The organism is Cupriavidus sp. UME77 (genome assembly GCF_014170355.1).
Taxonomy (GTDB): domain Bacteria; phylum Pseudomonadota; class Gammaproteobacteria; order Burkholderiales; family Burkholderiaceae; genus Cupriavidus; species Cupriavidus basilensis.
On the sequence record NZ_LZZU01000032.1, the window covers coordinates 46,102 to 68,272 of the forward strand.

Here is a 22,171-nt window from a genome sequence, read left to right on the forward strand (position 1 = left end):
TGTCATTGCGGCAACGTCCTGGCGGACGCCACGCGGGGGCCGTTGCCAATGCCGGCAGGGTCGCCTGCCGTGCAGATGGCGCCCGGGCTCGCGCCAGCGGCGCCGCGTTCGAGCGCCGCCACGTTGAAGGCCCGTGGCTTGTCCTTGCCCTTGCCCTGGCCCTGCCTCGCACTCATGGCCATGTCCCTGATGCAAGGCTGGTTGGCTTGCACGCAGCGGTTCAGGATCGCGTCGTACAAGCCCGACGCCACGCTGGCGTAGCGCCTCACCGGCTCAAGCTCACTGGGTTGCTCGAGCTGCAGGTAAGCGTCGCGGGTCAGGGCCCCGCCGCCGGCCTTGGCTTGCTGGACCCAGCGCGCGAATTCCTCGGCGCTCATGCCATGGAACTTGAAACGCATGCCGGAGAAGCCCGCGCCGCTGTAGTTGGCGGAAAAACCCTCGTAGACACCCGGCTGGTTGATCACCGCATGCAGCTTGGTCTCCATGCCCGGCATGGCATAGACCTGCCCCGCCAGCGCCGGGATGAAGAAGGAGTTCATCACGGTGGACGCCGTGATCTTGAAGCGGATCGGCTGATCCACCGGCGCCGCCAGTTCGTTGACGGTGGCGATGCCCTGCTCGGGGTAAAAGAAGAGCCACTTCCAGTCCAGCGCCACCACCTCCACGGTGAGTGGCTCCATGCCCATGGGCACCGGGCGCTCGGCGTCGATACGGCTCAAGGACTGGTAGGGATCGAGCTTGTGCGTGCTGACCCAGGTCAACGCGCCCAGGGCAATGATGATCAAGAGCGGGGCGGCCCAGATCACCAGTTCCAGCAAGGTGGAATGGTCCCAGTCGGGCTCGTAGATGGCCTGCCTGTTGGCTTCGCGGTAGCGCCAGGCAAAGAGCAGCGTCAGTGCAATCACCGGCACGATGATCAACAGCATCAGCCCGGTTGAAATGATGATTAGATCACGCTGCCGGATCGCGAGATCCCCGGCCGGGGCTAGCAAGACAGCATTGCAGCCCGTCAGCAGCAGGATGGCAGCAAACAACAGACATCCGCGCGTCGCGTAGCGGGATGGCACTATCCGAATGCGAAATTGCATAGCCGTGGAAGTGATCGTTGGAACTACGCCGGTGGGCTGGCCGCGGAAACTCAACATTTCCTATGGCACTGTAGTCAAAGAAGTGCCATTCTTAAAGGAGTGACACAAAACGCCACCCCGAACAACGAGAGACGAGAGGGCCTGACGATGTCCAGTAGTAGCAGCAGCAGCAGCGGCGGCGTTGCGCACCAGCACCAGCCGTCACCGTCCTCCCCCACGCCCGCGCAAGACGCTGCGCACCGGGCGCAGGTGGCGCCAGCCGAGATCGCCGCCGGCGTCGTCATCGGGCGAGCGTCCGAGTATTTCGACTTCTTCGTCTACGGCATCGCCTCGGTGCTGGTCTTCCCCAGCGTGTTCTTCCCGTTCGTCAGGCAACTCGAAGGGCTGCTGCTCTCCTTCACGATCTTCTCCTTCGCTTTCATCGCCAGGCCGTTCGGGACCACCTTGTTCATGGCGATCCAGCACCGCTGGGGACGCAGCATCAAGCTGACGGCCGCGTTGTTCCTGCTGGGCACCGCCACGGCGGGCATAGCGTTCCTGCCGGGCTACGATGCGCTCGGCAACCACGCCATCGTCATCCTGGCGGCGCTGCGCATCCTGCAGGGCATTGCGCTGGGCGGCTCATGGGACGGGCTGCCATCGCTGCTGGCACTGAACGCGCCGGCGCACCGCCGCGGCTGGTACTCGATGCTGGGACAGCTCGGCGCGCCAATCGGCTTTCTCCTTGCCGGCTCGCTGTTCCTCTACCTGCGCGCCAACCTGGATTTCGACGAATTCCTGGACTGGGGCTGGCGCTATCCGTTCTACGTGGCGTTCGCCATCAACGTGGTCGCGCTGTTCGCGCGCCTGCGGCTTGTGGTAACCCAGGAGTACACGCAACTGCTGGAAGAAGGCGAGCTGGAGCCGATCAGCCCGGTGCTGATACTGCGCGCCCAGGGCTACAACCTGTTCATCGGCGCCTTCGCCGCGCTGGCCAGCTATGCGCTGTTCCACCTGGTCACGGTGTTCCCGCTGTCGTGGGTCGCGCTGCACGCCACGCAGGACATCAATGACGTGCTGATCATCCAGATCATCGGCGCGGGGATCGCCATGGCGGCCACCATCGCCTCCGGCTGGATCGCCGACCGCATCGGGCGGCGCACCACGCTGGCGCTGATGGCAGTCCTGATCGGCATCTTCGGCCTGTTGGCGCCGTACCTGATGAACGGCACCCCGGCGCGGCAAGACCTGTTCATCCTGATCGGCTTCGGCTTGCTGGGCTTGTCGTACGGGCAGGCCGCGGGCACTGTCACCGCAAACTTCGGATCGCGCTTTCGCTATACCGGCGCGGCGCTGACCTCCGATTTTGCATGGCTGTTCGGCGCCGCCTTTGCGCCGCTGGTGGCGTTGGGACTGTCGGCGGAGTTCGGCTTGTTTGCCGTTAGCGGTTACCTGCTGTCCGGCGTGGCATGCACGTTGCTGGCGCTGTGGATCAATCGCAAGATGGAAGCCCGCGACTGACCCGGCCACGACAAGACAAACGGCCGGTCATGCGCAATGACTGGCCGCTGTCTTTTCCGCGCCGCTTTGCTCAGAAATTCCCGAAGAACCCGCGCGCGGCGACCATGCAGAACGGCGCCACCAGGCTCCCGTGGTAGGCCTCGATCACCGCCGACGCACCGCCATCGGTCGCGCCCGCCGCCACGGCCTGCGCGGCAAGCGTAGCCTTGGCGAGCGCAAAGCCCTGCTTGATCGGGGCATACGGATCGGCAGGCCCGGCCACCGGCGCATCCACATCCAGCACCGAAGTCAGCCCCGCCGGCACCTTGGCGTTCTGCCAGTAAGCCTGCTGCACGGTCGCGTTGAAGAAGAACACCGTCGGGTCGAAGCGACCGCCGCAAAGCTGCACCGGGGCACGCGGGATCCAGTTGCGCAAGTCATTGCGCTTGAACGCCTGGCGCAGCGGCGCAACCGGGTTGGCCGCCGGCGCCATCGCCACCGTGGTGTACGGGAACGCGCCATCCGGATTCACCAGCGCGTCTTCCAGCAGGCCCAGGCGGAAGCTGTTGCGCACCAGGTTGCCCTTGCCAAACCCGAGGGCAAAGATCGGCGTCAGCTCAGGCGGCGTCAGCGGGGGCGAAGCGGGCGGCGTCAGCGAGGCAAACTGCGGGGCCGGCGGATAAGGATTGAAGAGCGCCGTGGCGGGCAGTTTTCCGTTGCCGATCAGCGTGTCGATTGGTGTCACGCTCGGCAAGAGATCCTCGATGCCACGCGCGTAGGTTGGCTCAAACAGGTCGCCCGGCCTGCGGTAGATGTTGCCATAGGCGTTCTGGTAGCTGGTCGCCACCAAGGTCGTGAAGATGGTGGAACCCAGATCCACCTCACCCGCGATCAGCGCGTCCCCGGTGGCCGCCATGGCATAGGGCCCCGAACCCGTGGAAGCCGCCGTCACGTTGATGCCCGCCGCCTGCAGCGCGCGATGCGTGGCCATGGCAACGTGGCCGCCCTGCGAATATCCGGTGATAAAGAGCTTGCCATTCTCCCGCGCCGCCTTGCCCGAGTCCGTCCCGGCCAGCGCAACCCGCGCGGCCCGCAGCGAGTCGATCATGTCCGCCGATTGCTGCTGGGCATTCAGGTAGGGATGATAGGAAAGCTCGGAGCCGGCGTAACCCGCATAGTTGCTCGCCACCACGATATAGCCCTGCGCGGCATACATGGCCGCAACGCTGATGCCCTCCGAGGCGCCATCACCATTGCCCGGGTCCTTCTGCGTCAGGTCCGCAAGGTTATATTTGCGGTAGGTGGTGGTGCCATGCGCGTACATCAGCGCCGGGCGTGGCCCACTGCATGCGCGCCCGCCGCTTGGAATCATCAGCGCGCCGCTCGCGGTGGTGGGCTCATTGGCGCCGCCGATGGTGCGGTAGCGGAAATAGACGATCTCCAGGTCGCACGCTGGGGTGCCGGCGATCTGCAATAGCTGCCGGCCTGAATCGCTCGCATTGAGAACGCCGGCCAGCGCGGCCGCGCTCAGGCGCAGCGTGGTCCTGTGATCGAGAAGCTGGCCGCGATTACTGTTGTAGTTGAAGTTGTTGCAACTGCCCCCGCTGCAAGAACTCGCCGATTGCGCATAAGCCCCCGCGCTCAGCGCCAGACACGTCAAGCCCGCAAAGCCTGCCTTCGCCATGGTCAATCGCATCTTCCATCCCCCCGCCCGTGGACTACGTCAGTTAGCCTGATCCACACGATTAGCGGAGTGTAGGTAAACGGATCGACCACCCGCCAGCCTTATAGCGCACGATTTCGTATTGTGAAAAGGAGATGAACAGGTCGTGATGCCCGTCCATCCCGGGGCTCAAGACCGGTAACGCACGGTTGCAGCCAAGCGCCCCGGCCTAGCGCCCGGTGCACACCCGGAAGCCCAGCCCCGGCGACACCACGGCGGCATCGCCATCGCGCAGCTCGATGGTTTCCAGGCTGCCGTTGTCCCGGGATTCGGCGGCAAACTCGGCGATGGTGCGCAGGCGCGCCGCCGGAATGCCGCACGCGCTAAGCCGCGCTTCCAGCTGGGTGGCCAGACCATCGGCCAGCGCGGCGGCGAGCGCGTCCTTGAGCGCGCCCGGATCGAGCGAGCGCACAAAGGCAGGCAGGCCGCTGCGCTCCAGCGGCGGATTGAACAAGGCGGGATCCCGCGCAAGATGGCCAAGACCCAGCGCTTCGAGCAATGCCAGCAACTGGGCTGGCGTGTTCGCGCCGATGGCCAGCCAGCCGTCGCGCGTGCGGAAGAAATCGGCGGAGGGGCTGCCGGAGTAGCCCTGGTTGCCCTGCCGGGGCGGCGTGGCCCCGCGTGTGAGCGCGTCGCAGGTCATGGGGTACATCAGCTGCATGCCGGCGCTGGCCATGGAGATATCGAGCAGCATGCCGCGCCCGGTGCGCTCGCTGTCGCGTACGCCGGCAAGGATGGCGAAGGCGGCGAGCAGCCCCGTGGCGGAGTCGATGACCGGGAACCCCGTCTTGATGGGCGGGTCGCCCTCGTTGCCCGCCATGTAGGCCATGCCGGTTGCGGCCTGCACCACGTGGTCATAAGCGGGACGGCCGCGCCATGCCGGCGCGCCGCGCCCAAAGCCGGAGATGCTGCAATAGACCACGCGCGGATTCAGCGCCAGCACGGCCTCGAAGCCGAGCCCGAAGTGCTCCAGCACGCCTGGCCGCAGGTTGTCGACGAAGACATCGCAGGTGGCGGCGAGCTCCAGCGCACGCTGGCGCCCTTGCTCGGTGCCAAGGTCGAGGGCAAGCGACGACTTGCCAGCGTTGAGCGCGACGAAGCCCTCGCGGCCCCGTCCGGCGCGGCGCATGACATCGCCGCCGTTGGCGTTTTCCACCTTGGTCACGTCGGCCCCGAGTTGCGCCAGCAAGAAGGTGGCGAAGGGACCGGCGATGACGTGCGAGAAATCGAGCACGCGGATGCCCGCGAGCGGGGTGAATGAATGGGTAGCGGTGATAGGCATGGCAAGCTCACTCGATCGTGATGTGGTTTTTCTCGATCACCTGCCGCATCCTGGCGGTTTCATCGGCGACAAGGCGGGAGAAGGATTCGGGCGTGGGGCTCGGATCGATGAGCGCCCCGGTCTCGGCATAGAAGCGGCGCAGCCCGGGATCCGCCAGTGCCTTCAGCATGGCGGCATGCAAGCGCGCCACCAAGGGCTTCGGCAGGTTTGCCGGGGCCCAGATGCCGCTCCAGGAATCCAGCGTGAGATCGCTGCGCCCAAGCGCCTCGTTCAGGGTCGGCACGCCTGGCAGCCCGGGGATCCGCTGCGCCGAGGTCACGGCGAGCGCACGCACCTTGCCATTGCCGATCTGCGGCACGGCGGTGGCCGCTACCGGAAAGCCGAATTGCGTGTCGCCCTTGATCAGCGACGGGACGATCTCCACTGAGCCCTTGTAGGGGATATGGACCACGTTGATGCCTGTCGCCGACGCAAAGGCTGCGCCGCAGATATGCGCGGCCGAGCCGACGCCGCCCGATGCATAGTTCAACGATCCGGGCGAGCGCCGCGCGGCGGCTACCAGTTCACCCACGGTGCGGTACGGCGAATTCGCCCCCACCACCAGCACCGCCGGGCTGACGCCGATGCGGATCACATGAGTGAACGCCGCGGGATCGAACTTGACGGATGGCTGCAGGAGTTTCTGCGCGACATGGGTGGAGGCGCCCAGCAGCAAGGTGTAGCCATCGGCCGGCTGCTGCGCCACGGATTCGGCGGCAAGGATGCCTGCCGCGCCCACCTTGTTCTCCACCACGATGGGCTGGCCAAGCTCCCTGCCCAGCACTTCGGCCAGCTTGCGCGCCTGGATATCCGGGCCGCCGCCAGCGGCATACGGCACCACCAGGCGAATCGGGCGGTTGGGGTAGTTGTCCGCGGCAAACGCCGAAGCTGGCAAGCCGGATGCCGCCGCAACGGGCAGCGTCAGCAGGGTCCGCAGCATCAGGCGACGCGTGCGGAGGGTGGATGCAGGCATCTCAGGTCTCCTTTCTGGTTTTGCCCGATTGTCACGCCGCGCCATCATTCGAGACAATGATCCAGTTCTTATAAATCCATCAGGATTGGTTATGGCAACGGTTTCCCCTTCGCGCGTGGCTGCGGCGCGCGCCGCCCATCCGAACCGGATCGATCGCCTGCGCATCCGCCATCTGCGGCTGTTGGACCTGGTGGCGCGAACCGGCTCCCTGACCGCCGCCGCCGAGGTCATGCACATCAGCCAGCCGGCAGTGACCAAGATGCTGCAGGAGCTGGAGCAAGCCTTCGGCTGCACGCTGATCGAGCGCACTACGCGCGGTGGCCGCCTGAGCCCGGCGGGCGAGCGCGCCCTGGAGCGCTTGCGCATAGCGCTGGGCGCCCTGGATGCGGCCAGCGAGGCCCTGGCGGCCCGGCCGGAGATCCCGCTCGTGCGCATGGGCGTGTTGCCGCTGGTCGGGGTCAACGTGCTGCCAAGGCTGATCGCCACGCTGAGCCGGCAGGGTGTGCTGCCGCGCTTGCAGGTAAGGGAGCACACCGTCAGCGGCCTGCTCGGGCTGCTCGCCAGTGGCGAGCTCGACTGCGTCATAGGCCGGCTGGAAACCGGTCATCCCGCGCAGCCGCGGGAACGGCTGGCCATCACGCCGCTATGGGACGAACACCTGGCCATTGCCTGCGCGCGGGACCACCCCCTGGCCAGGCGCCGCGAGGTCAGCCTGCCGGCATTGCATGAAGGACCTTGGATCCTGCCGCCGCGCGGCACTCACACGCGTGAGATCTTCGAGCAGCCGTTTCTCGATAGCGGCCAGTTGCCGCCCGTGCCGCATATCGAATCGATCTCATTTCACAGCAGCTTGTCGATGGTTGCCGCGAGTGGCTTCCTGACGATTGCGCCGGCCAGCGCCGTGCGCCACTACGCGCAGACGTCCATGGTGCACCAGGTGCGCTTGCGCACGCCGTTCGCCTCCGGGCGGATGGTGTTCATTACCCAACGGGATGCGGCAATTGCGCCGGCGGTCACGTTGATCGCCAACGCCCTGCAGGAAGCCGGCCAGCCGTAGGGGCAAGCGGGACGGGCGCCAGGTTCGCGCAAACTCACATTGCCCCGTCCCCTGACCGGATATCATATGCCCACCAAACAAGGCGCTCCCGGCTGGCCCACGATCAGCGGATCCGCGGATCGGCCCGGGGCAAGCAGCTTCACCTAGCGATACCACTCATGAATCCCAATCCCGACACCCCCGCACGCCCAGCCATCCGTTCCCTGACGCAGCTTGAAGGGCGCGTGCTGGCCGTGCTGGTCGAAAAGCAGCACACGGTGCCGGACACCTATCCGCTGTCGCTCAACGCACTGACATCCGGCTGCAACCAGAAGACCGCTCGCTCACCGGTGATGAATGCCTCCGAGGCCGAGATCCTCACTGCCATCGATGGCCTGAAACGCCTGAGCCTGGCCATGGAAGGCAGCAGCAGCCGCGTGCCGCGATTCGAGCAGAACATGAAACGCGTGCTGGGCGTGCCGAGCCAGTCGGTCGCGTTGCTCACCACGCTGCTGCTGCGCGGGCCCCAGACGGCCGCGGAACTGAGGCTGAACTCCGCGCGCCTGCACGCATTTGCCGACATCTCATCGGTCGAGGTATTCCTGGAAGAGCTGGCCGCCGCCGAGCCACCCTTCGTCGTCAAGCTGCCGCGCGCTCCCGGCGGACGCGAGAACCGCTGGATGCACCTGCTATGCGGCGAAGTCAGCGTGGACGATATCCCCGAGCGCGGTGGCACCGACGACAGCATCTCGCCCTCCGAATTCGAGTCGCTCAAAGCCGAGCAAAAGGAACTGGCGGAAAAGGTGAACCGGCTCCAGGCGCTGGTGGAGCGCATGGCGGGCGAACTCGGCATGGCGATCGACAAAGCGGCGCTTTAGTCGCGAGCGCGGGCGGGGGAGATCGCACTTAGCAGCGGGTGGAAATGTGCCGGATAATCTATTTTTCGCCCAGACCGGCCACGAACCCCGCTGGACCCTGAAACCGAATAGCCGCGGCGCCCGCCGCGGGCTGTTCCCAGCCTGTCGACGCGCCACAACAGATGTCGTTGGCCCGAATAGTGCTTGCGCGTATGATCGGGCATGGATGCTCCCTATTCACCGCGAGGCCGCAAACCAGATTGTCACGGCTTCGCCAAGCCCCCATGGCGCAGCCTTCCAGTGCAGATCAGGACACTACGCTGTCACAAATCTGTCCTTGAAAGGCAGCCATACTTTGCAGTCCAAACACGTTGAGGCCTTTGACGATGCGCGTGACGATTCGCACCATTACCATTCCAGGAAGCCAAGGCCGGGCCGCCCTTCACCAGGCCGTCGTGTATGCCACGACGGAGCAGGAGGCTGCACCACTCATGACGAGTGACTGGAGCCAGCGCGAGCCTGAAGTCTTCATGGCTGCCCAGACTTGGGCAAGACGCAATACCTACATCGTTTCGAATCCCCGCACTGGTGCATTTTACGGGAGCCCTGCCGGGCGCTAGGCAGCGCCATCGACAGTGCGCAAGGGGGCGCCGCACAAGCGCCCCACCGTCAAGCACCCGGGGCCCGATGCAGACATCGCGTGCCTTGCGAGCGCCTTCAACGAAGGCCCGGGCTTCTTTCGCTCTGACACTTTCGCCCCTAATGTATGGACATGGCGCGCCTCGCGCCAGTGGCCGAGCGCTCGCTCGTTATTCGCTATCATTTCGCACCTCCCCCCCTTGAAGGGCAAGCGCCATGCCGGCGTTTTCCACGCCGGCCGTGGGCGGCCACACCGCAAAAAACAATGACAACTCCATCCCTCGCCGACCGCCTGCGCCAACCGCGCGTGCTGCTGGTGCCCGGCGTCTACGACGCGTTCTCGGCGCTGGTCGCCGCGCAAGCGGGATTTGAAGCGCTCTACCTGTCTGGCGCCGCCGTGGCCTACACGCAGCTCGGGCGCTCGGACGTGGGCCTGACCACCGCCACCGAGACGGTGGATATCGTCGGCAGGATCACCGACCGCGTCGACCTGCCGCTGATCGTCGATGCCGATACCGGCTACGGCAACGCGCTCAACGTGATCCGGACCGTGCGCACGCTGGAGCGCGCCGGCGCGGCCATGATCCAGCTCGAGGACCAGACCTTTCCCAAGCGCTGCGGTCATCTGGACAACAAGCGCGTTGTCGCGGCAGCCGAGATGTGCGGCAAGCTCAAGGCCGCGCTGGACGCGCGCGCTTCGTCGCGGACCCTGATCCTGGCCCGCACCGACGCGGTGGCCATCGAGGGACTGGACGCGGCGATCGAACGCGCCGAGGCCTATGTGGCATGCGGGGTCGACGCGCTGTTTATCGAAGCCTTGCGCACCGAGCAGGACATGGCTCGCGTCTGTACGCACTTTGCCGGGCGCGTTCCCTTGCTGGCCAATATGGTGGAAGGCGGCAAGACGCCAGTGCAGAGCGCCGCCGAACTCGCCGGCCGGGGCTTTCGCATCGTGATCTTCCCGGGTGGCGTGGTGCGCTTCATCGGCGCGCAGATGCAGCGCTACTACGGCAGCCTGCTAGAACATGGCACCACCGCGCCGATGCGCGATGCCATGCTGGATTTCGACGGGCTGAACGGCGTCATCGGTACGCCGGAGCTGATCGCGCAGGGTCAGAGCTACGGCGAGTGAGCCATGGCCGTTGGCGAGGGCAGCAAGCGGCACCTGAAATGCGCCATCGCCCCACCATTGCCCTCTTGCAGGCGCCGCGCGCTTGTCGTACGCTGCCTGCCCCGGGCTGCGCCAGCCAGCCCGTCATCCGGAACGCCTGTCATGTCTCACCCGAAACCCGCCAGCTCGCTGGTCTACTCCACCGAACACGGCCGCATGTGCCCCGGCTGCGGCAATGCGCTGGCGGCCTGCACATGCGGCAAGGCGCGGCCGGTCGCGCAAGGGGACGGCATCGTGCGGGTGTCGCGGGAGACCAAGGGCCGCAAGGGCAAGGGAGTGACGCTGGTGCGCGGCGTGGCGCTGGACGCGCTGTCGCTGGCGCAGTTGGGCAAGGAACTGAAGGCCGCCTGCGGCTCGGGCGGCACCGTCAAGGACGGTGTGATCGAAATCCAGGGCGACCACTGCGACACGGTAGTGGAAAAGCTCAAGCAGCGCGGGATGACCGTCAAGCGGGCCGGCGGCTGAGCGCCCCTGGGCGCTGCATCAACAGGCCGGCCTTGATCAGCCCCTTAGCCAGCCTATTAGCGGGTGCGCTGCTTGTAGACGATGGTGCCGTCGGACTTGCGCTGGGGCACGACCGGGTTGCGGGAGTTGCACACCGGGCAGCGAAACAGCGGGCCCTGGCCTTCGTCCTTGACCGTGACGTCCTTGGGGTCCCAACGCGTCTGGCACGACTGGTTCTGGCAGGTATAAAACATCTTCTTTCTCCGTATTAGGCGCGGATCGTAGCATGGTGGCAGCCTCGGCCCGTTCTGGCGCCGCTGCGCAGCCGCTTTTGCCGCCCTGGCTGCACCGCCTTCGCTCTCTTCAGCCCTCTTCATCCCTACCGTCCATTCTGCTCCGTTTCCGAAAACGGATAAGCCTGCGCCTTGGCATTTGCCCCCCCGCATGGCGCTGCGTGCACAGCCGCAGTGCAGGTTTGCCCTGATGCCGGATGGCGCGCACCGCCGGCAGCCGCACCCGCCGTGGCATTTGGGCGCCATGCACCGCAAGCCGCCATGACGGCACACACCGGCGTGCCGCGCAGCCCGGCCCGCATTGGTGAATATCCCCGTGCCGCCGTTGCCGATTTCGGATAACGCCCGCGCCGCCCCCGTTCGTAGACTGGCCCCATTGCAAAGCGCATCCCAAGGAGCCATCCAGTGAACGAGGTAAGCATCAGGGCCATCACCCGACGGCCCGGCGTGGTACGCAGAGTAGCCGCAGCGGCAATGTTGGGCGTGCTAGCCTTGCCAGCCGCCGCCGCCCCCAATGCCAGCGATGCGGCCAATGCCGCCGAACTGCAGCCGGAAACCCTCTCCGTGCAACCGCTCGCGCCTGCCGACGATGGCCGGCTCTATATCTCCGATGTGGCGTTCAAGCACATGGTAGACGGGCGCCTGCACGTGGTGGACGGCAAGCGCATGCGCTACCTCGGGCTGGTGCCCACCGCGTTCGGCGGCCAGAGCGTGCTGTCCCCGGACAAGCGCACACTGTATGTGATCTCCACGTTCTACACGCGGCTCGCGCGCGGCGAGCGGGCCGATGTGGTGAGCCTGTACGACACCGCCACGCTGGCCTACCGCAGCGAGATCGTGATCCCGCCCAAGCACGCACAGTCCCTGAACTACCGGGGCATCGCCGCGGTATCCGCCGACGGGCATTTTCTCTATGTGCAGAATGCCACGCCCGCCACCTCGGTCAGCATCGTCGACCTGCAGGCTGGCAAGTTCGTGGCGGAGGCACAAACTCCGGGCTGCTGGGGCATATTTGCCACCGAGGCGTCCAGCCAGCGTTTTCGCACCCTGTGCAGCGACGGCACGATGCTGACGGTGACGCATGACGCCGCCGGCCAGCCCAGCGGGCAAAAGCGCAGCGCGCGCATGTTCGATCCCGATGCCGACCCGGTCTTCCTGCACAGCGAGCGCGTGGGCAACACGCTGACCTTCGTGTCCTTCAACGGCAACGTCTACAGCGCGGATCTCTCGGGTGAGACGCCGGTCTTCGCGCAGCCCTGGCCCGTGGTGGACGCGGCGGACCGCAAGGCGGGCTGGAAGCCGGGCGGCTACCAGTTGTTCGCGCTGCACGCGGCCACCGGTCGCCTGTACCTGGGCATGCATCCGCGCAGCAAGGAGGGATCGCACAAGACCCCCGCCGCCGAAATCTGGACCATCGACCTGGCGCAGCACAAGCGCATCGCCCGCGCGCCGGGGCAGAACGCGCTGGCGCTCACCATCACGCAAGGGCCGCGGCCGACGCTGTATGTGCTGGACGCCGCCAAGGCCGGCGTGGTGTCGCTGGACCCGGCCCGGGGCCTCAAGCCCGTGGCGCGCCTGGACCAGGTGGCGGAGAACGCGGTGCAGCTGGAGCTGCATCAATGAGCGCCGCCGCCGTGGTCTCCGACGTGCTGCGCGATCCGGTCGTGGCAGCGGCATGTTCCGCCGCTGCCGCACTGGTGCTGGCGCACTCCCTGTGGCCCAAGCTGCGCGACTTCTCCGGCTTCTGGGGCGCCGTCAGCGCCTACCGGCTGGTGCCCGACGCATGGTCGCGCCCGGTAGCGCTTGCCTACCTGGGCGCCGAGACGGCCAGCCTGGCGGCGCTGGTTGCCGCACCGCTGCACCCGGGCGCGGCGCTGCTGACGGCATGCGTGGTGGCGGTAGCCAGCGGCGCGGTGGGCATCAACCTGCTGCGCGGGCGGCGCGACATCCGCTGCGGCTGCGGCAGCCACGCCGACAACTTGCGGCTATCCAACGGCCTGCTGCTGCGCAACCTTGGCTTGCTCGCGGTGCTGGTGCTGGCCGCGATCGCTGCTGCCGGACTGGCGGCCGTCGCGGCACCCCGGGCGTTCACACTGCTCGACACCCTGGCCGCCGGCTTCTGCGCACTCGCGCTGTTGCTGCTCTGGCTCGGCGCCACGCAGTTGCTGGTCAATGCCGACCGCGCTGCCCGCCGCACCGGCCACCTGGCTTCCAGCCACTTCAGCCACTTCAGCCACTCTACGCATTCCACCCTCTCGTGAGACTCCCATGACTGCCCTTGTGATTGCCAATATCGTGCTGTGGATCGCCGTGCTGGCGCTGCTCTTCGGTTTCTATGCCCTGGCCCGCCAGGTCGGCATCCTGTTCGAGCGCGTCGCGCCGATGGGCGCGCTGGTGATCGACGCCGGCCCGCGCGTGGGCGACTCGCTGCCACCCTTTGCCTTGCAGGATGTGCGCGGCGCCCCGGTAGCAGTGGGCGGCGCGCAGCCCCGCAGCACGCTGCTGTTCTTTCTCTCGCCGACCTGCCCGGTCTGCAAGAAGCTGCTGCCGGTACTTAAGTCGATGCAGGCCAGCGAGGCTGGCTGGCTGCGCGTGGTGCTCGCCTCCGATGGCGAACAGCCCGAGCACCTGGCCTTCCTGCGCCAGGCAGGGCTGGAAGCCTTCGCCTATGTGCTATCGCCCGAGCTCGGCATGCACCTGCAGATCGGCAAGCTGCCGTACGGCGTGCTGATGGACGAGCGCGGCACGCTGCGCGCCAAGGGCCTGGTGAACTCGCGCGAGCAGCTGGAGAGCCTGTTCACCGCGATGGACCTTAACGTGGGCTCGGTGCAGCAGTTCCTCGAAACGCGTGCCTGAAGGCAGGGAGAGAAAACCCATGTGGATTGACCGATTTTTCGAACACCAGACCCGGCGCGCGGCGCAACGCACGGGCCGGCGCAGCGTGCTGGCCACGCTCGGCAAGGTCATGGTGGGAACGATGGCGCTGCCGGTGCTGCCCTTCGACCGCAGCGCGCACGCGGCGGGAGCACACGGCAGCAAGGCCGCCGGCCCGCAGGCGCAGGACGAAACCGCCTGCGATTACTGGAAGTACTGCGCGGTGGATGGCTTTCTGTGCGCATGCTGCGGCGGCACCTCCACCTCCTGCCCGCCCGGCACCGAGCCTTCGCGCGTGTCGTGGGTCGGCACCTGCCACAACCCGGCCGACGGCAGGAACTACATGGTCAGCTACAACGATTGCTGCGGCAAGACCACCTGCGGGCGCTGCGAGTGCAACACCAACGAGCGCGAACGGCCGGGCTACCGGCTGGGCGTGCACAACGATGTGAACTGGTGCATGAGCAACGACAGCACCATGTTCCATTGCACCACCTCGATCATTCTCGGAGTCCAGGAATGAAGCGGTCTCTCTCTCACCTCGCGCTATGCCTGGCATGCGTGGCGCCCCCGAGCATCGCGCTTGCCGAGTCGCTGGCTGACCAGGGCAAGGCCCTGTTCGGCACGCATTGCGCCGCTTGCCACAATGCCGATGCCTCCGGCATTGCCGGCGTGGCGCCGCCGCTGGCGGGCGCCCTGCGCGAGCGGCTCGCCACACCGGCGGGCCAGGCCTACCTGGCCAATGTGCTGACCCACGGCCTCGCCGGCCCGATCCAGTCGCAGGGCCAGTCGTTCAATGGCGTCATGCCCAGCTTCGCCACACTGCCGGATGCATCGCTGGCCGCCGTGCTGTCGTGGCTGGCGGTGAGCAACGGCGCGCCCGAACAGGCCGTGACCACCGATACGCTGGCCCGCGCTCGCGCCGAGCGCAAGACCCCGGGCGCCGTGCGCAAGCTGCGCGAGGCAGGGCAATAGCATGGCGTCGCGCAGAGCACGCACCTTGCGCTCGGCCGCGCGGCGCGGGCTGTGCCTGCTGACGCTGGCCATGCTGGCCACGACCGCGAGCGCACAGGCCGAGCTGCGCCACGCGCGCGACAACTACCTGCTGCACTGCTCCGGCTGCCACCAGCCCGATGCGCGCGGCAAGCCCTCGGCCGGCATCCCCGACATGCGCGAGACCGTGCCCTTGCTGCTTGCCACGCCGGCCGGGCGCGCGTTCCTGATCCAGGTGCCAGGCACCTCCGCCTCCGCCCTGAGCGACGCAGAGATCGCAGGGCTGATGAACTGGCTGATGCCCGTGCTCACCGGCCGCCACGACGTGCAGGCGTTCAGCACCGAGGAGGTGGGCCGCTATCGCCGCCAGCCGCTCGACGACGTGAGCGCGCACCGCGCGGCGATCCTGGGCAGTGGCGCAACGCCGACGCCGGACAAGGCCGCCCGCGCGAGCCCCGGGCCAATGTGACAAACTCACGCAAACAAATACGCGAGACAAAAAACCGGAACGAGGAACGACACGATGACCCCCACAGGCAACACAGACCGCGATAGCGGCAATGCGCGCAACGCCGTCAATGGCCCCGCCCCCGGACAACCTTCGCGGCGCCATTTGCTGGGCCACCTGGCAGGCGCCACGCTAGCCGGCATCGCCGCTGGCGTCGCTGCCAGCAGCACCAGCGCGGCGCCTCCCGCCGGCAAGAATGGGGCACCTGACGCATCCGGCCCCGCCACCACGGCCAGCGGCCCGAATCCCATCGTCATGATGCCGGCCTGGCAACTCTCGCGCGAGATCCATGCCCGCAAGCTGTCGGCCCGCGAAGTCATGGCGGCCTACCTGGACCACATCGCACGGGTGAATCCCGGCGCCAACGCCATCGTCGCGCTGCGTGAGCCCGAAGTGCTGCTGCAGGAAGCCACCGCCTGCGACCAGGCCCTCGCAGCCGGCGGCTCCGCCGGCTGGATGCACGGCATGCCGCAAGCCCCCAAGGACCTGGCGCTCACGCGCGGCATCCGCACCACCTTCGGCTCACCCATCTTTCGGGACAACGTGCCTACGGCGGACGCCATCATCGTGGAGCGCGCACGCGCCGCCGGCGCCGTGCTGATCGGCAAGACCAACACGCCGGAGTTCGGCCTGGGCTCGCAAACCTTCAACCCTGTCTACGGCGCCACCCGCAATCCCTATGACGCCAGCCGCACCGTCGGCGGCAGCAGCGGCGGCGCGGCCGCCGCGCTGGCGCTGCGCATGCTGCCGATAGCGGATGGCAGCGACTTCGGCGGGTCGCTGCGCAACCCGGCCGGCTTCTGCAACGTCTATGGCATGCGCCCCAGCGCCGGCCGCGTGCCCTACGGCCCGGCCCCGGAAGTCTTTATCCAGCAACTCGGCTACGAAGGGCCCATGGCACGCACCGTCGCCGACGTGGCCCTGCTGCTGGCCACGCAGGCCGGCCCCGATGCGCGCACGCCGCAGGCACTCGCGCAGGACCCGGTGCTGGCCACGCTCACCCCGGCCAATGTGGCCGACGTGCTGAAGACCAACCTCAAGGGCAAGCGCGTGGCATGGCTGGGCGACTGGAACGGCTACCTGCCCATGGAAGCTGGCATCCTGCCGCTGTGCGAGGATGCCCTCAACGCCTTCCCGGCCTTTGGCGTGCAGGTGGAAGCCATCAAGCCTCCGTTCTCGCCGGAACGGCTCTGGAAGACCTGGCTGGTGCACCGTCATTTCCTGGTCGGCAACGGCATGCTGCCCTTCTACCAGGACCCGGCCAAGCGCGCGCTGCTCAAGGACTCGGCGATTTGGGAGATCGAAGGCATGCTCAAGCTCAGCGCAAGCGACGTCTATGCCGCCAGCATGGAGCGCAGCGCCTGGTATCAAGCGCTGCTAGGCGTGTTCAAGCAGTTCGACTACATCGCGGTGCCAACGGCGCAAGTCTTCCCATTCGATGTGAACCAGCCCTGGCCGAAGCAGATCGCCGGCCGCGAGATGGATACCTATCACCGCTGGATGGAAGTGGTATTTCCCTGGACGCTGTCCGGATGTCCGGCAATCAGCGTGCCGGTGGGATTTGGGCCGCAGGGGTTGCCAATGGGGATGCAGTTGATTGGGCGGCCGCGGGACGATTTGTCGGTGTTGCGCCTGGCGCGGGCCTATGAAGAAGAGCGGGATTGGGTGGGCAAGCGGTTGCCGTCGGCAATGATGGGGTCAAGGACCGCTTGAGGATTGCTTGTTCAACTGGCCATCCCGAAAACCGCAGGCGGGATGCGCCACGCCGCCCCTGTTGTATCACCGGTATCACCGCTCCGGCTTTGTTCGTCGTGTCTGGTAATGCAGCTTGCCATCGCGCGCGCGGCCTATGTTTGTCTCCAGCCCTTTCCCGTCGGCCGTCAGGCTTTCGTCCCAGGTCGAAACCAGCGTCAGCGTTCTGCCGGCGTAACGGTAAGTTTGCGCCGAGTGGCTGCAGCAGCTATTGCGCTGCGCCGAGGAAATGGAGCGCGTGCGGGAGTCGATGGCGATCTGCGACAGTCCCGACAAGGCCTCATCAAAAACGAACCGTCGCCGGGCGGCGTCGAACAAGAAGAAGTTCTCGGTGCTGTTCGGCCCGGCGCCTCCCGACATGCCAAAAATCGAAATGTCCGGATAGCCGTCGAAATTGGCGTCGACCACGCGCAAGGCGTCCGCGGGCGCCGCAAAGCCGGGATCGGAATCGAAGTCACGAATGACCTGAGTGCGAACGCCGGATTTCCGATCGATGATCTCAATGGCGACCGCGTGCGGAGAGTCGGATGTGAGCTCGCCTTCGACAAATGCGACGCGAAACAGGAAATCGCGCGTTCTGGCACGTTGCGCAACCCAATTCACAGCGACCGCATCGTCACGGTCGACCCAGCCGTGGGTGATCGAGCCGTCCCGCCCGACGCGCTCGATTTCGTACCATTGCGCATCCGTGGAGAGGACGGGGACATAAGTCCCCGCGTCGAGACGGGTCAGGATCGTGTCACGTTCGGCTCGGGCAAACAGTGGCACCGCCTTGGTGAGATACAAGATCGTCTGGTAAGGCCGGACCCTGTCGAGGGCAAAGCTATCCGCGTAGTAAGCCATCTCATAATGGTTGACCCCCTTGCCATACGCCTCGGGGCTGCATACGCCAAGCGCGCAAGCGCCGACCTCGTCGGCCGTTGGCTTGCGTTGTGGCCGAATGGTCTCGGTGCTCAGGTACGTCTTCCTGGGCTGCCAGGTCACGGTGAACGCCGCCGCCGTCCGCTGTTTCAGCAGTGCCTCAGACTCGTTACTGATGTTGGTTCGGCAGAACGGCTGGGGTGCCGAGTAGTCGTTCCAGCCCGGAAAGGCATAGGCCACGCATAGCTTGTTCGCGGAGTTCACGTCGGTCTTGTAGTCCTTGTCTACAAGAAAGTGCACCCTGTTGCCGCCCGAACCGGGTTCGTGCGACACCACGGCATAGGTGATATCCGCCGACTTGGGCAGGGCGTGCTCGAAGCGCTCCTTGAAGCGGCTTGTCTCGGTTTCCGGCACTCTGTTGGCCGGGCTCAAATGGGAGTCTGGCTCGACACGATAAATGCCTGGCGCCAGGAAGTCAGTCGCGAAAGCCGAATTCATGCACGCGATAGCAAGAGCCAGAGCGGCGGAGGCAGCAGAAGTGGCTTTATTGCGAATGGGGAGTAGCACGGCGATATGTCAGGAAATTGCAGGAATGCAAGCCGCAGCTTAACTTACATGTGGTGCAATGTACTCACTATCGCGGAGCGTGCTGGCGAAACGCACAATGACAGCGCCATCCACGGCGCCGGGACCGTCAAAGCTGGCTCCCACCAGCTCCAGCGTGCTGCCGCGCACCTCGATCCTCACCGGATCGGTCTTCTTCCACTGTTTCTTCGGCACCACCAGCTTCCAGACCGTCTCCTTGCCGGGGCTGCGGAAGAGCGCGATGACCCCGACATACTCCGCCTCGGCATGCATCGGCTCGCTCAGGCTCACGCTCGCGTCGGGGAGCAGGATGACGTCCTTGGTCGCCAGCAGATCGGGCTTGAGTAATTCGAGATCATTGGCCTGCAGTCGCGCATAGCTCAATTGCTCAAAGGCCTGCGGCGTCTTCAACTGGTAGATCCGCACCACCGTCGACAACGATTGCCCGGCGCCGTTTGTATTTAACGACGACCGGCTGGTCAGATCGAGGCTCATGGTCTTGACCTGCGTCGTGAAGGCCCATTTCGCTGCCTCCACCGTGCTGTCCTTTACGGCCTGGCCCACGCCGCAACCGGCTATATGGGTGGCAACCAGCAGTAGGGCGCCGTTTCGAAGCTGTCGCCTCATCGTGTTGATCCTCTTTGTGTAGCTGTAGCGTATTGCTGCGTTTCATTGACAGTGCGGGTTCAGCGTTGCGTTGGCTGCGCCGAGCTGTGCCCGCGCCAGTTGCCGAGCTGCACACGGGTGACGGCGTCGCTGGCGCCCGTGGCTTCGGCTTCGTCGGGCTGCCTGAGCTGCGTGGTGTAGCCCAGGCTCACCTGGTCCGAATTCAAGGCCGGCGCCGGCATCAGCGCCGGCCTCACATGCATCTCCAGATGCGCGTGCGCTGCATAGCCCAGGTAGAAGCGCAACAGCGCCGTCACCTCCCGGTGCATGGCACGGCCCGGCATCAGCCCCAGCACCGAGTCGCGCTCCTGCGGCGCGATCACCACGCGTACGGTGTTTGCGCGGTCATAAAAGCCGCGCCCGAGCACACAGTTCTCCCCCAGCGGCATCCGCTCGGTGGCGTCGAGGCGCACCCACACGGGGTAGAACTCCTCCACCGTGATGCGCGCGTCCGGCACGGCATGCTGCAGCACGCCGGCAAGGCCCTCGGCGGTGCGTGTGCGCTGGCTGGCCAGCCCCAGCATCGACAACAGCTTGCGTGTGGGGACGGTCTCTTCGGCACCCGGCCTGCCGAGGCCCAGCCCGAGCAAGCTCAGCAGGTAACACGACACTTCGTCTTGTCCGCCGCGCCGGAAGCCCACCGGATAGCGGTACTTGCGCGCGACGCGATAGAACTGCGTGACGATCCGGTGGTGAAACAGGTCCAGCAAGGCCGCCAGCGGCTCTGCCCCGTCGCGACGCTGGGCAATCTCGTCCACGAAGTAGGACGGCATGCGCGCATCCACGCCGTAAAGGCCCAGGAAGGTGGTCCGCACCACCGGTGGCCGCTCGGGGTGGTCGCTGTCGCACTCCACCGCGTCGATCTCCCGCCCCGGAAAGCCTAGCCGTCCGTGCGAGCGAAACCGCACGGGCTCGTTGGCCGGGGAATCGGTGGTGCCCAACGGCGGTTGCTGCGGCGCGGCCAGTTCGATCAGCTCGCAGAGCCGGAAGAAGTTCATCTGCGGCGCACGGGCGAGCAGCGCCGGCAGCAAGGCGCGCTCCTGCGCCTGCGTTGCTGTCAGTTTCGGCAGGCTCAAAACGGTGCCCCCTCGGCCTTGCTGTCGGGCCATGCGAGCCGCTTGCCGCCTGGCTGCGACACGATCACCAGCCGGGTGTACAGGTTCAGCGTGGCATAGAGCGACAGGAACCGGTTGAGCATCTCGCCGAAGAGCTCGACGTCGCCCTCGCCGGCAAAGCGGGTGCTGTCCAGTAATACCTCGATCTCGACGCCGCGCAGCAGGCCGCCTTTAACGAGCTTTTGCAGGGGCCGGTGCCGCACGTCCGTGATGGCGTCGATGCGCCTGCGGTTCATCTCGCCTTCCGTCCAGTCGTAAAGGGCAAGACTGCCGCGCAAGACCTCGGCATCGAGCAGCGACAGGTAGTTTGGCGCCAGGTGCGACAGCACGCGCCAGTGGAAGCGGTCGGCGGTGGGCGGGTACACCGGCAGGGTCGGCGCCGTCAGGTTGCGCACCGCGCCGATATTGGCGAACCCGCCCCGCATACGCGTGATGCCGGCCTCGCGCAGGCCTTTGCGGGGCAGCATGCCGTTGGTGCCCGTGACCGACAGCGATAGCGTCTCCTGGGGCAGGGTCTGTTGCTGCTCCCAGGCATGTCCGCCGAGCACCACCCAGGTGTCGAACCTGCCCGAGGGACCGCGGCGCACCCGGGTGTGGAAGTAGCGCTCGGGCATCTCATGGCGCAGCATGCCACCCCGGTGGCGAAAGGCGGCGAACGGCGCGTACTCGAAGCGCGCGCCGCTCGCTGCCTCGAAGCCCCGCACGGTATCGACCGAGTACGCTTCGACATGCTGCCCGTGTTGCTCCATGGCCCGCACCCGGTACTCGGTCTCCGTGTGCGTGACCGTGATCGGGTCGGCTTCCAGTTCGAACAGGTTGATGATGGGCGTGCAGAAGAGCCGCACGTTCTCCGCCGAGAAGCGCATGTCGTCGGGGAACGGCCTGGCCAGCACCACCTCCACGTCGAAGTGCCCAGCGCCCGGGGGAATGGCGGCCATGTCCAGCCCCACCAGGTCAACGAACATGAACTTCTCGGGAAAGGTGAAGTACTCCAGCAGTAGTTGGTAGCCGCCAAAGGCATTGTCCGGCTTGGGCCACAGGCGCGCCTGCGCGTCGAAGCCGGCCGCTTCCAGCGCCAGGCCGGGCATTGCCTGTGGCACGCCCGGGTGGTCAGCCGGGTAGCCGGGGATGCGCACCTGCATGGCCAGCGGCCGGGCGGTCAGCGCGGCATACAGCGCCAGCGCCATTGGCCGGTCGGCATGCAGGTAGAGCCGCAGGCGCGGCACCGCCAATTGCTTGCGCAGTGCCTGCGCCTGTAGTTCGAGCCTGAGCCGGATCACCGAGCGGCCATCCTCGCGCGCGTAGGCATTGGCCTCGGTCAGGCGCAGCGGGTACAAGTCGACCGCTTGCGTGGTCCGGTAGACGCATTGCACGGCATCATGGCCACCGGCTGCCTGCGTGCCAAGCGGCACAGGGTCGGACAGCACCTCCAGTCCGGCCGGCACGGTTTCGTGGCGCTGCAACGTGTCAAGGTTCGGGGACAACTCGAGGATCGACAGCGACGGGATCATGCGCAGGTAGTGCGGCCACAGCATGCTGACCAGCCCTTCGGTCAGCTCGGGCAGCTCGTCGTCCAGCTTATGGCGCAGCCGCCCCATCAGGAAGGCGAAACCCTCGAACAGCCGCTCGACATGGGGATCGCGCTCGCCGATGCCGTCAATATTGAGCATCCGCGCACGGTCGGGAAACGCCTGGGCGAACTCCTTGCCGGCTTCGCGCAGGTAGCGCATTTCCGCTTCGTAGTAGCGCAGGATTTCGTTGTCTTGGGTGGGATCGGTCATGAGGCTGTCAGT

General features: G+C 66.6%; 21 protein-coding genes. 12 read left to right on the forward strand and 9 right to left on the reverse strand.

What is annotated here, in order from left to right:
• Positions 1 to 2 precede the first annotated feature (2 nt).
• Positions 3 to 1,088 (reverse strand): ubiquinol oxidase subunit II, encoded by a 1,086-nt coding sequence (cyoA, locus tag A9975_RS12125; RefSeq protein ID WP_183032888.1) that lies wholly within the window; start codon positions 1,086 to 1,088, stop codon positions 3 to 5.
• Positions 1,089 to 1,235: 147 nt separating this feature from the next.
• Here cyoA and A9975_RS12130 point away from each other — a divergent pair, with 147 nt between their 5' ends.
• Entirely contained in the window at positions 1,236 to 2,588 is a 1,353-nt protein-coding gene (locus A9975_RS12130; protein WP_183032889.1) for an MFS transporter, read from the forward strand.
• Between the two features lie 70 nt (positions 2,589 to 2,658).
• On the opposite strand, the gene A9975_RS12135 is transcribed toward A9975_RS12130, so the two are convergent.
• From A9975_RS12135 to A9975_RS12145, 3 genes are all read right to left on the reverse strand, one after another.
• A complete protein-coding gene (locus tag A9975_RS12135; protein WP_183032890.1) occupies positions 2,659 to 4,263 on the reverse strand; it encodes a S9 family peptidase in 1,605 nt (534 codons plus the stop codon).
• A 196-nt stretch (positions 4,264 to 4,459) separates the two neighbouring features.
• Complete coding sequence (locus A9975_RS12140) at positions 4,460 to 5,572, reverse strand: CaiB/BaiF CoA-transferase family protein (protein ID WP_183032891.1); 1,113 nt, start codon at positions 5,570 to 5,572, stop codon at positions 4,460 to 4,462.
• 7 nt (positions 5,573 to 5,579) lie between these two features.
• On the reverse strand, positions 5,580 to 6,584 hold the full coding sequence (locus tag A9975_RS12145) for a tripartite tricarboxylate transporter substrate binding protein (RefSeq protein WP_183032892.1): 1,005 nt from the start codon (positions 6,582 to 6,584) through the stop codon (positions 5,580 to 5,582).
• 91 nt (positions 6,585 to 6,675) lie between these two features.
• Between A9975_RS12145 and A9975_RS12150 the strand changes: the two genes are divergently transcribed.
• The 4 genes from A9975_RS12150 (at position 6,676) to A9975_RS12165 (ending at position 10,752) form a co-directional block, all read left to right on the forward strand.
• The gene (locus tag A9975_RS12150) at positions 6,676 to 7,641 is read left to right on the forward strand and encodes a LysR family transcriptional regulator (RefSeq protein WP_183032893.1); all 966 of its coding nucleotides are present in this window, start codon (positions 6,676 to 6,678) and stop codon (positions 7,639 to 7,641) included.
• 158 nt (positions 7,642 to 7,799) lie between these two features.
• Positions 7,800 to 8,498, forward strand: a complete 699-nt coding sequence (locus tag A9975_RS12155; protein ID WP_183032894.1) for a YceH family protein — start codon at positions 7,800 to 7,802, stop codon at positions 8,496 to 8,498.
• 883 nt (positions 8,499 to 9,381) lie between these two features.
• Positions 9,382 to 10,248 carry an oxaloacetate decarboxylase gene (locus tag A9975_RS12160; RefSeq protein WP_183032895.1) on the forward strand — a complete coding sequence of 289 codons (867 nt, stop codon included), beginning with the start codon at positions 9,382 to 9,384 and terminating at the stop codon, positions 10,246 to 10,248.
• A 141-nt stretch (positions 10,249 to 10,389) separates the two neighbouring features.
• The gene (locus tag A9975_RS12165; RefSeq protein WP_043353062.1) at positions 10,390 to 10,752 is read left to right on the forward strand and encodes a translation initiation factor Sui1; all 363 of its coding nucleotides are present in this window, start codon (positions 10,390 to 10,392) and stop codon (positions 10,750 to 10,752) included.
• Positions 10,753 to 10,808: 56 nt separating this feature from the next.
• Here A9975_RS12165 and A9975_RS12170 read toward each other — a convergent pair whose 3' ends face one another.
• Positions 10,809 to 10,985, reverse strand: coding sequence for a hypothetical protein (locus A9975_RS12170; RefSeq protein WP_170301757.1), 177 nt, complete (start codon positions 10,983 to 10,985; stop codon positions 10,809 to 10,811).
• Positions 10,986 to 11,429: 444 nt separating this feature from the next.
• Here A9975_RS12170 and A9975_RS12175 point away from each other — a divergent pair, with 444 nt between their 5' ends.
• Genes A9975_RS12175 through A9975_RS12205 form a run of 7 tightly spaced genes read left to right on the forward strand, consistent with a single transcriptional unit; the run spans position 11,430 to position 17,112 of the window.
• On the forward strand, positions 11,430 to 12,647 hold the full coding sequence (locus A9975_RS12175) for an amine dehydrogenase large subunit (protein WP_370564448.1): 1,218 nt from the start codon (positions 11,430 to 11,432) through the stop codon (positions 12,645 to 12,647).
• Positions 12,644 to 13,285: a MauE/DoxX family redox-associated membrane protein gene (locus tag A9975_RS12180; protein WP_183032896.1), complete on the forward strand. Its 642-nt coding sequence runs from the start codon at positions 12,644 to 12,646 to the stop codon at positions 13,283 to 13,285. Before A9975_RS12175 ends, A9975_RS12180 begins: the two co-directional genes overlap by 4 nt.
• A 7-nt stretch (positions 13,286 to 13,292) precedes the next feature.
• Complete coding sequence (mauD, locus tag A9975_RS12185) at positions 13,293 to 13,880, forward strand: methylamine dehydrogenase accessory protein MauD (RefSeq protein WP_183032897.1); 588 nt, start codon at positions 13,293 to 13,295, stop codon at positions 13,878 to 13,880.
• A 19-nt stretch (positions 13,881 to 13,899) separates the two neighbouring features.
• The gene (locus A9975_RS12190) at positions 13,900 to 14,421 is read left to right on the forward strand and encodes a methylamine dehydrogenase light chain (RefSeq protein WP_183032898.1); all 522 of its coding nucleotides are present in this window, start codon (positions 13,900 to 13,902) and stop codon (positions 14,419 to 14,421) included.
• On the forward strand, positions 14,418 to 14,873 hold the full coding sequence (locus tag A9975_RS12195; protein ID WP_183032899.1) for a cytochrome c: 456 nt from the start codon (positions 14,418 to 14,420) through the stop codon (positions 14,871 to 14,873). Before A9975_RS12190 ends, A9975_RS12195 begins: the two co-directional genes overlap by 4 nt.
• Position 14,874: 1 nt before the next feature.
• Entirely contained in the window at positions 14,875 to 15,360 is a 486-nt protein-coding gene (locus A9975_RS12200; RefSeq protein ID WP_183032900.1) for a cytochrome C, read from the forward strand.
• A gap of 54 nt (positions 15,361 to 15,414) precedes the next feature.
• The gene (locus tag A9975_RS12205; protein WP_255503174.1) at positions 15,415 to 17,112 is read left to right on the forward strand and encodes an amidase; all 1,698 of its coding nucleotides are present in this window, start codon (positions 15,415 to 15,417) and stop codon (positions 17,110 to 17,112) included.
• Positions 17,113 to 17,187: 75 nt separating this feature from the next.
• On the opposite strand, the gene A9975_RS12210 is transcribed toward A9975_RS12205, so the two are convergent.
• The 4 genes from A9975_RS12210 to tssF all read right to left on the reverse strand — a co-directional run bounded on the left by A9975_RS12210 (position 17,188) and on the right by tssF (position 22,159).
• Positions 17,188 to 18,426 carry a hypothetical protein gene (locus tag A9975_RS12210; protein ID WP_183032901.1) on the reverse strand — a complete coding sequence of 413 codons (1,239 nt, stop codon included), beginning with the start codon at positions 18,424 to 18,426 and terminating at the stop codon, positions 17,188 to 17,190.
• A 192-nt stretch (positions 18,427 to 18,618) separates the two neighbouring features.
• Positions 18,619 to 19,224 carry a type VI secretion system lipoprotein TssJ gene (gene tssJ, locus A9975_RS12215; RefSeq protein WP_183032902.1) on the reverse strand — a complete coding sequence of 202 codons (606 nt, stop codon included), beginning with the start codon at positions 19,222 to 19,224 and terminating at the stop codon, positions 18,619 to 18,621.
• A gap of 59 nt (positions 19,225 to 19,283) precedes the next feature.
• Entirely contained in the window at positions 19,284 to 20,261 is a 978-nt protein-coding gene (gene tssG / locus A9975_RS12220) for a type VI secretion system baseplate subunit TssG (RefSeq protein WP_183033145.1), read from the reverse strand.
• 74 nt (positions 20,262 to 20,335) lie between these two features.
• Positions 20,336 to 22,159: a type VI secretion system baseplate subunit TssF gene (tssF, locus tag A9975_RS12225; protein WP_183032903.1), complete on the reverse strand. Its 1,824-nt coding sequence runs from the start codon at positions 22,157 to 22,159 to the stop codon at positions 20,336 to 20,338.
• Positions 22,160 to 22,171 lie beyond the last annotated feature (12 nt).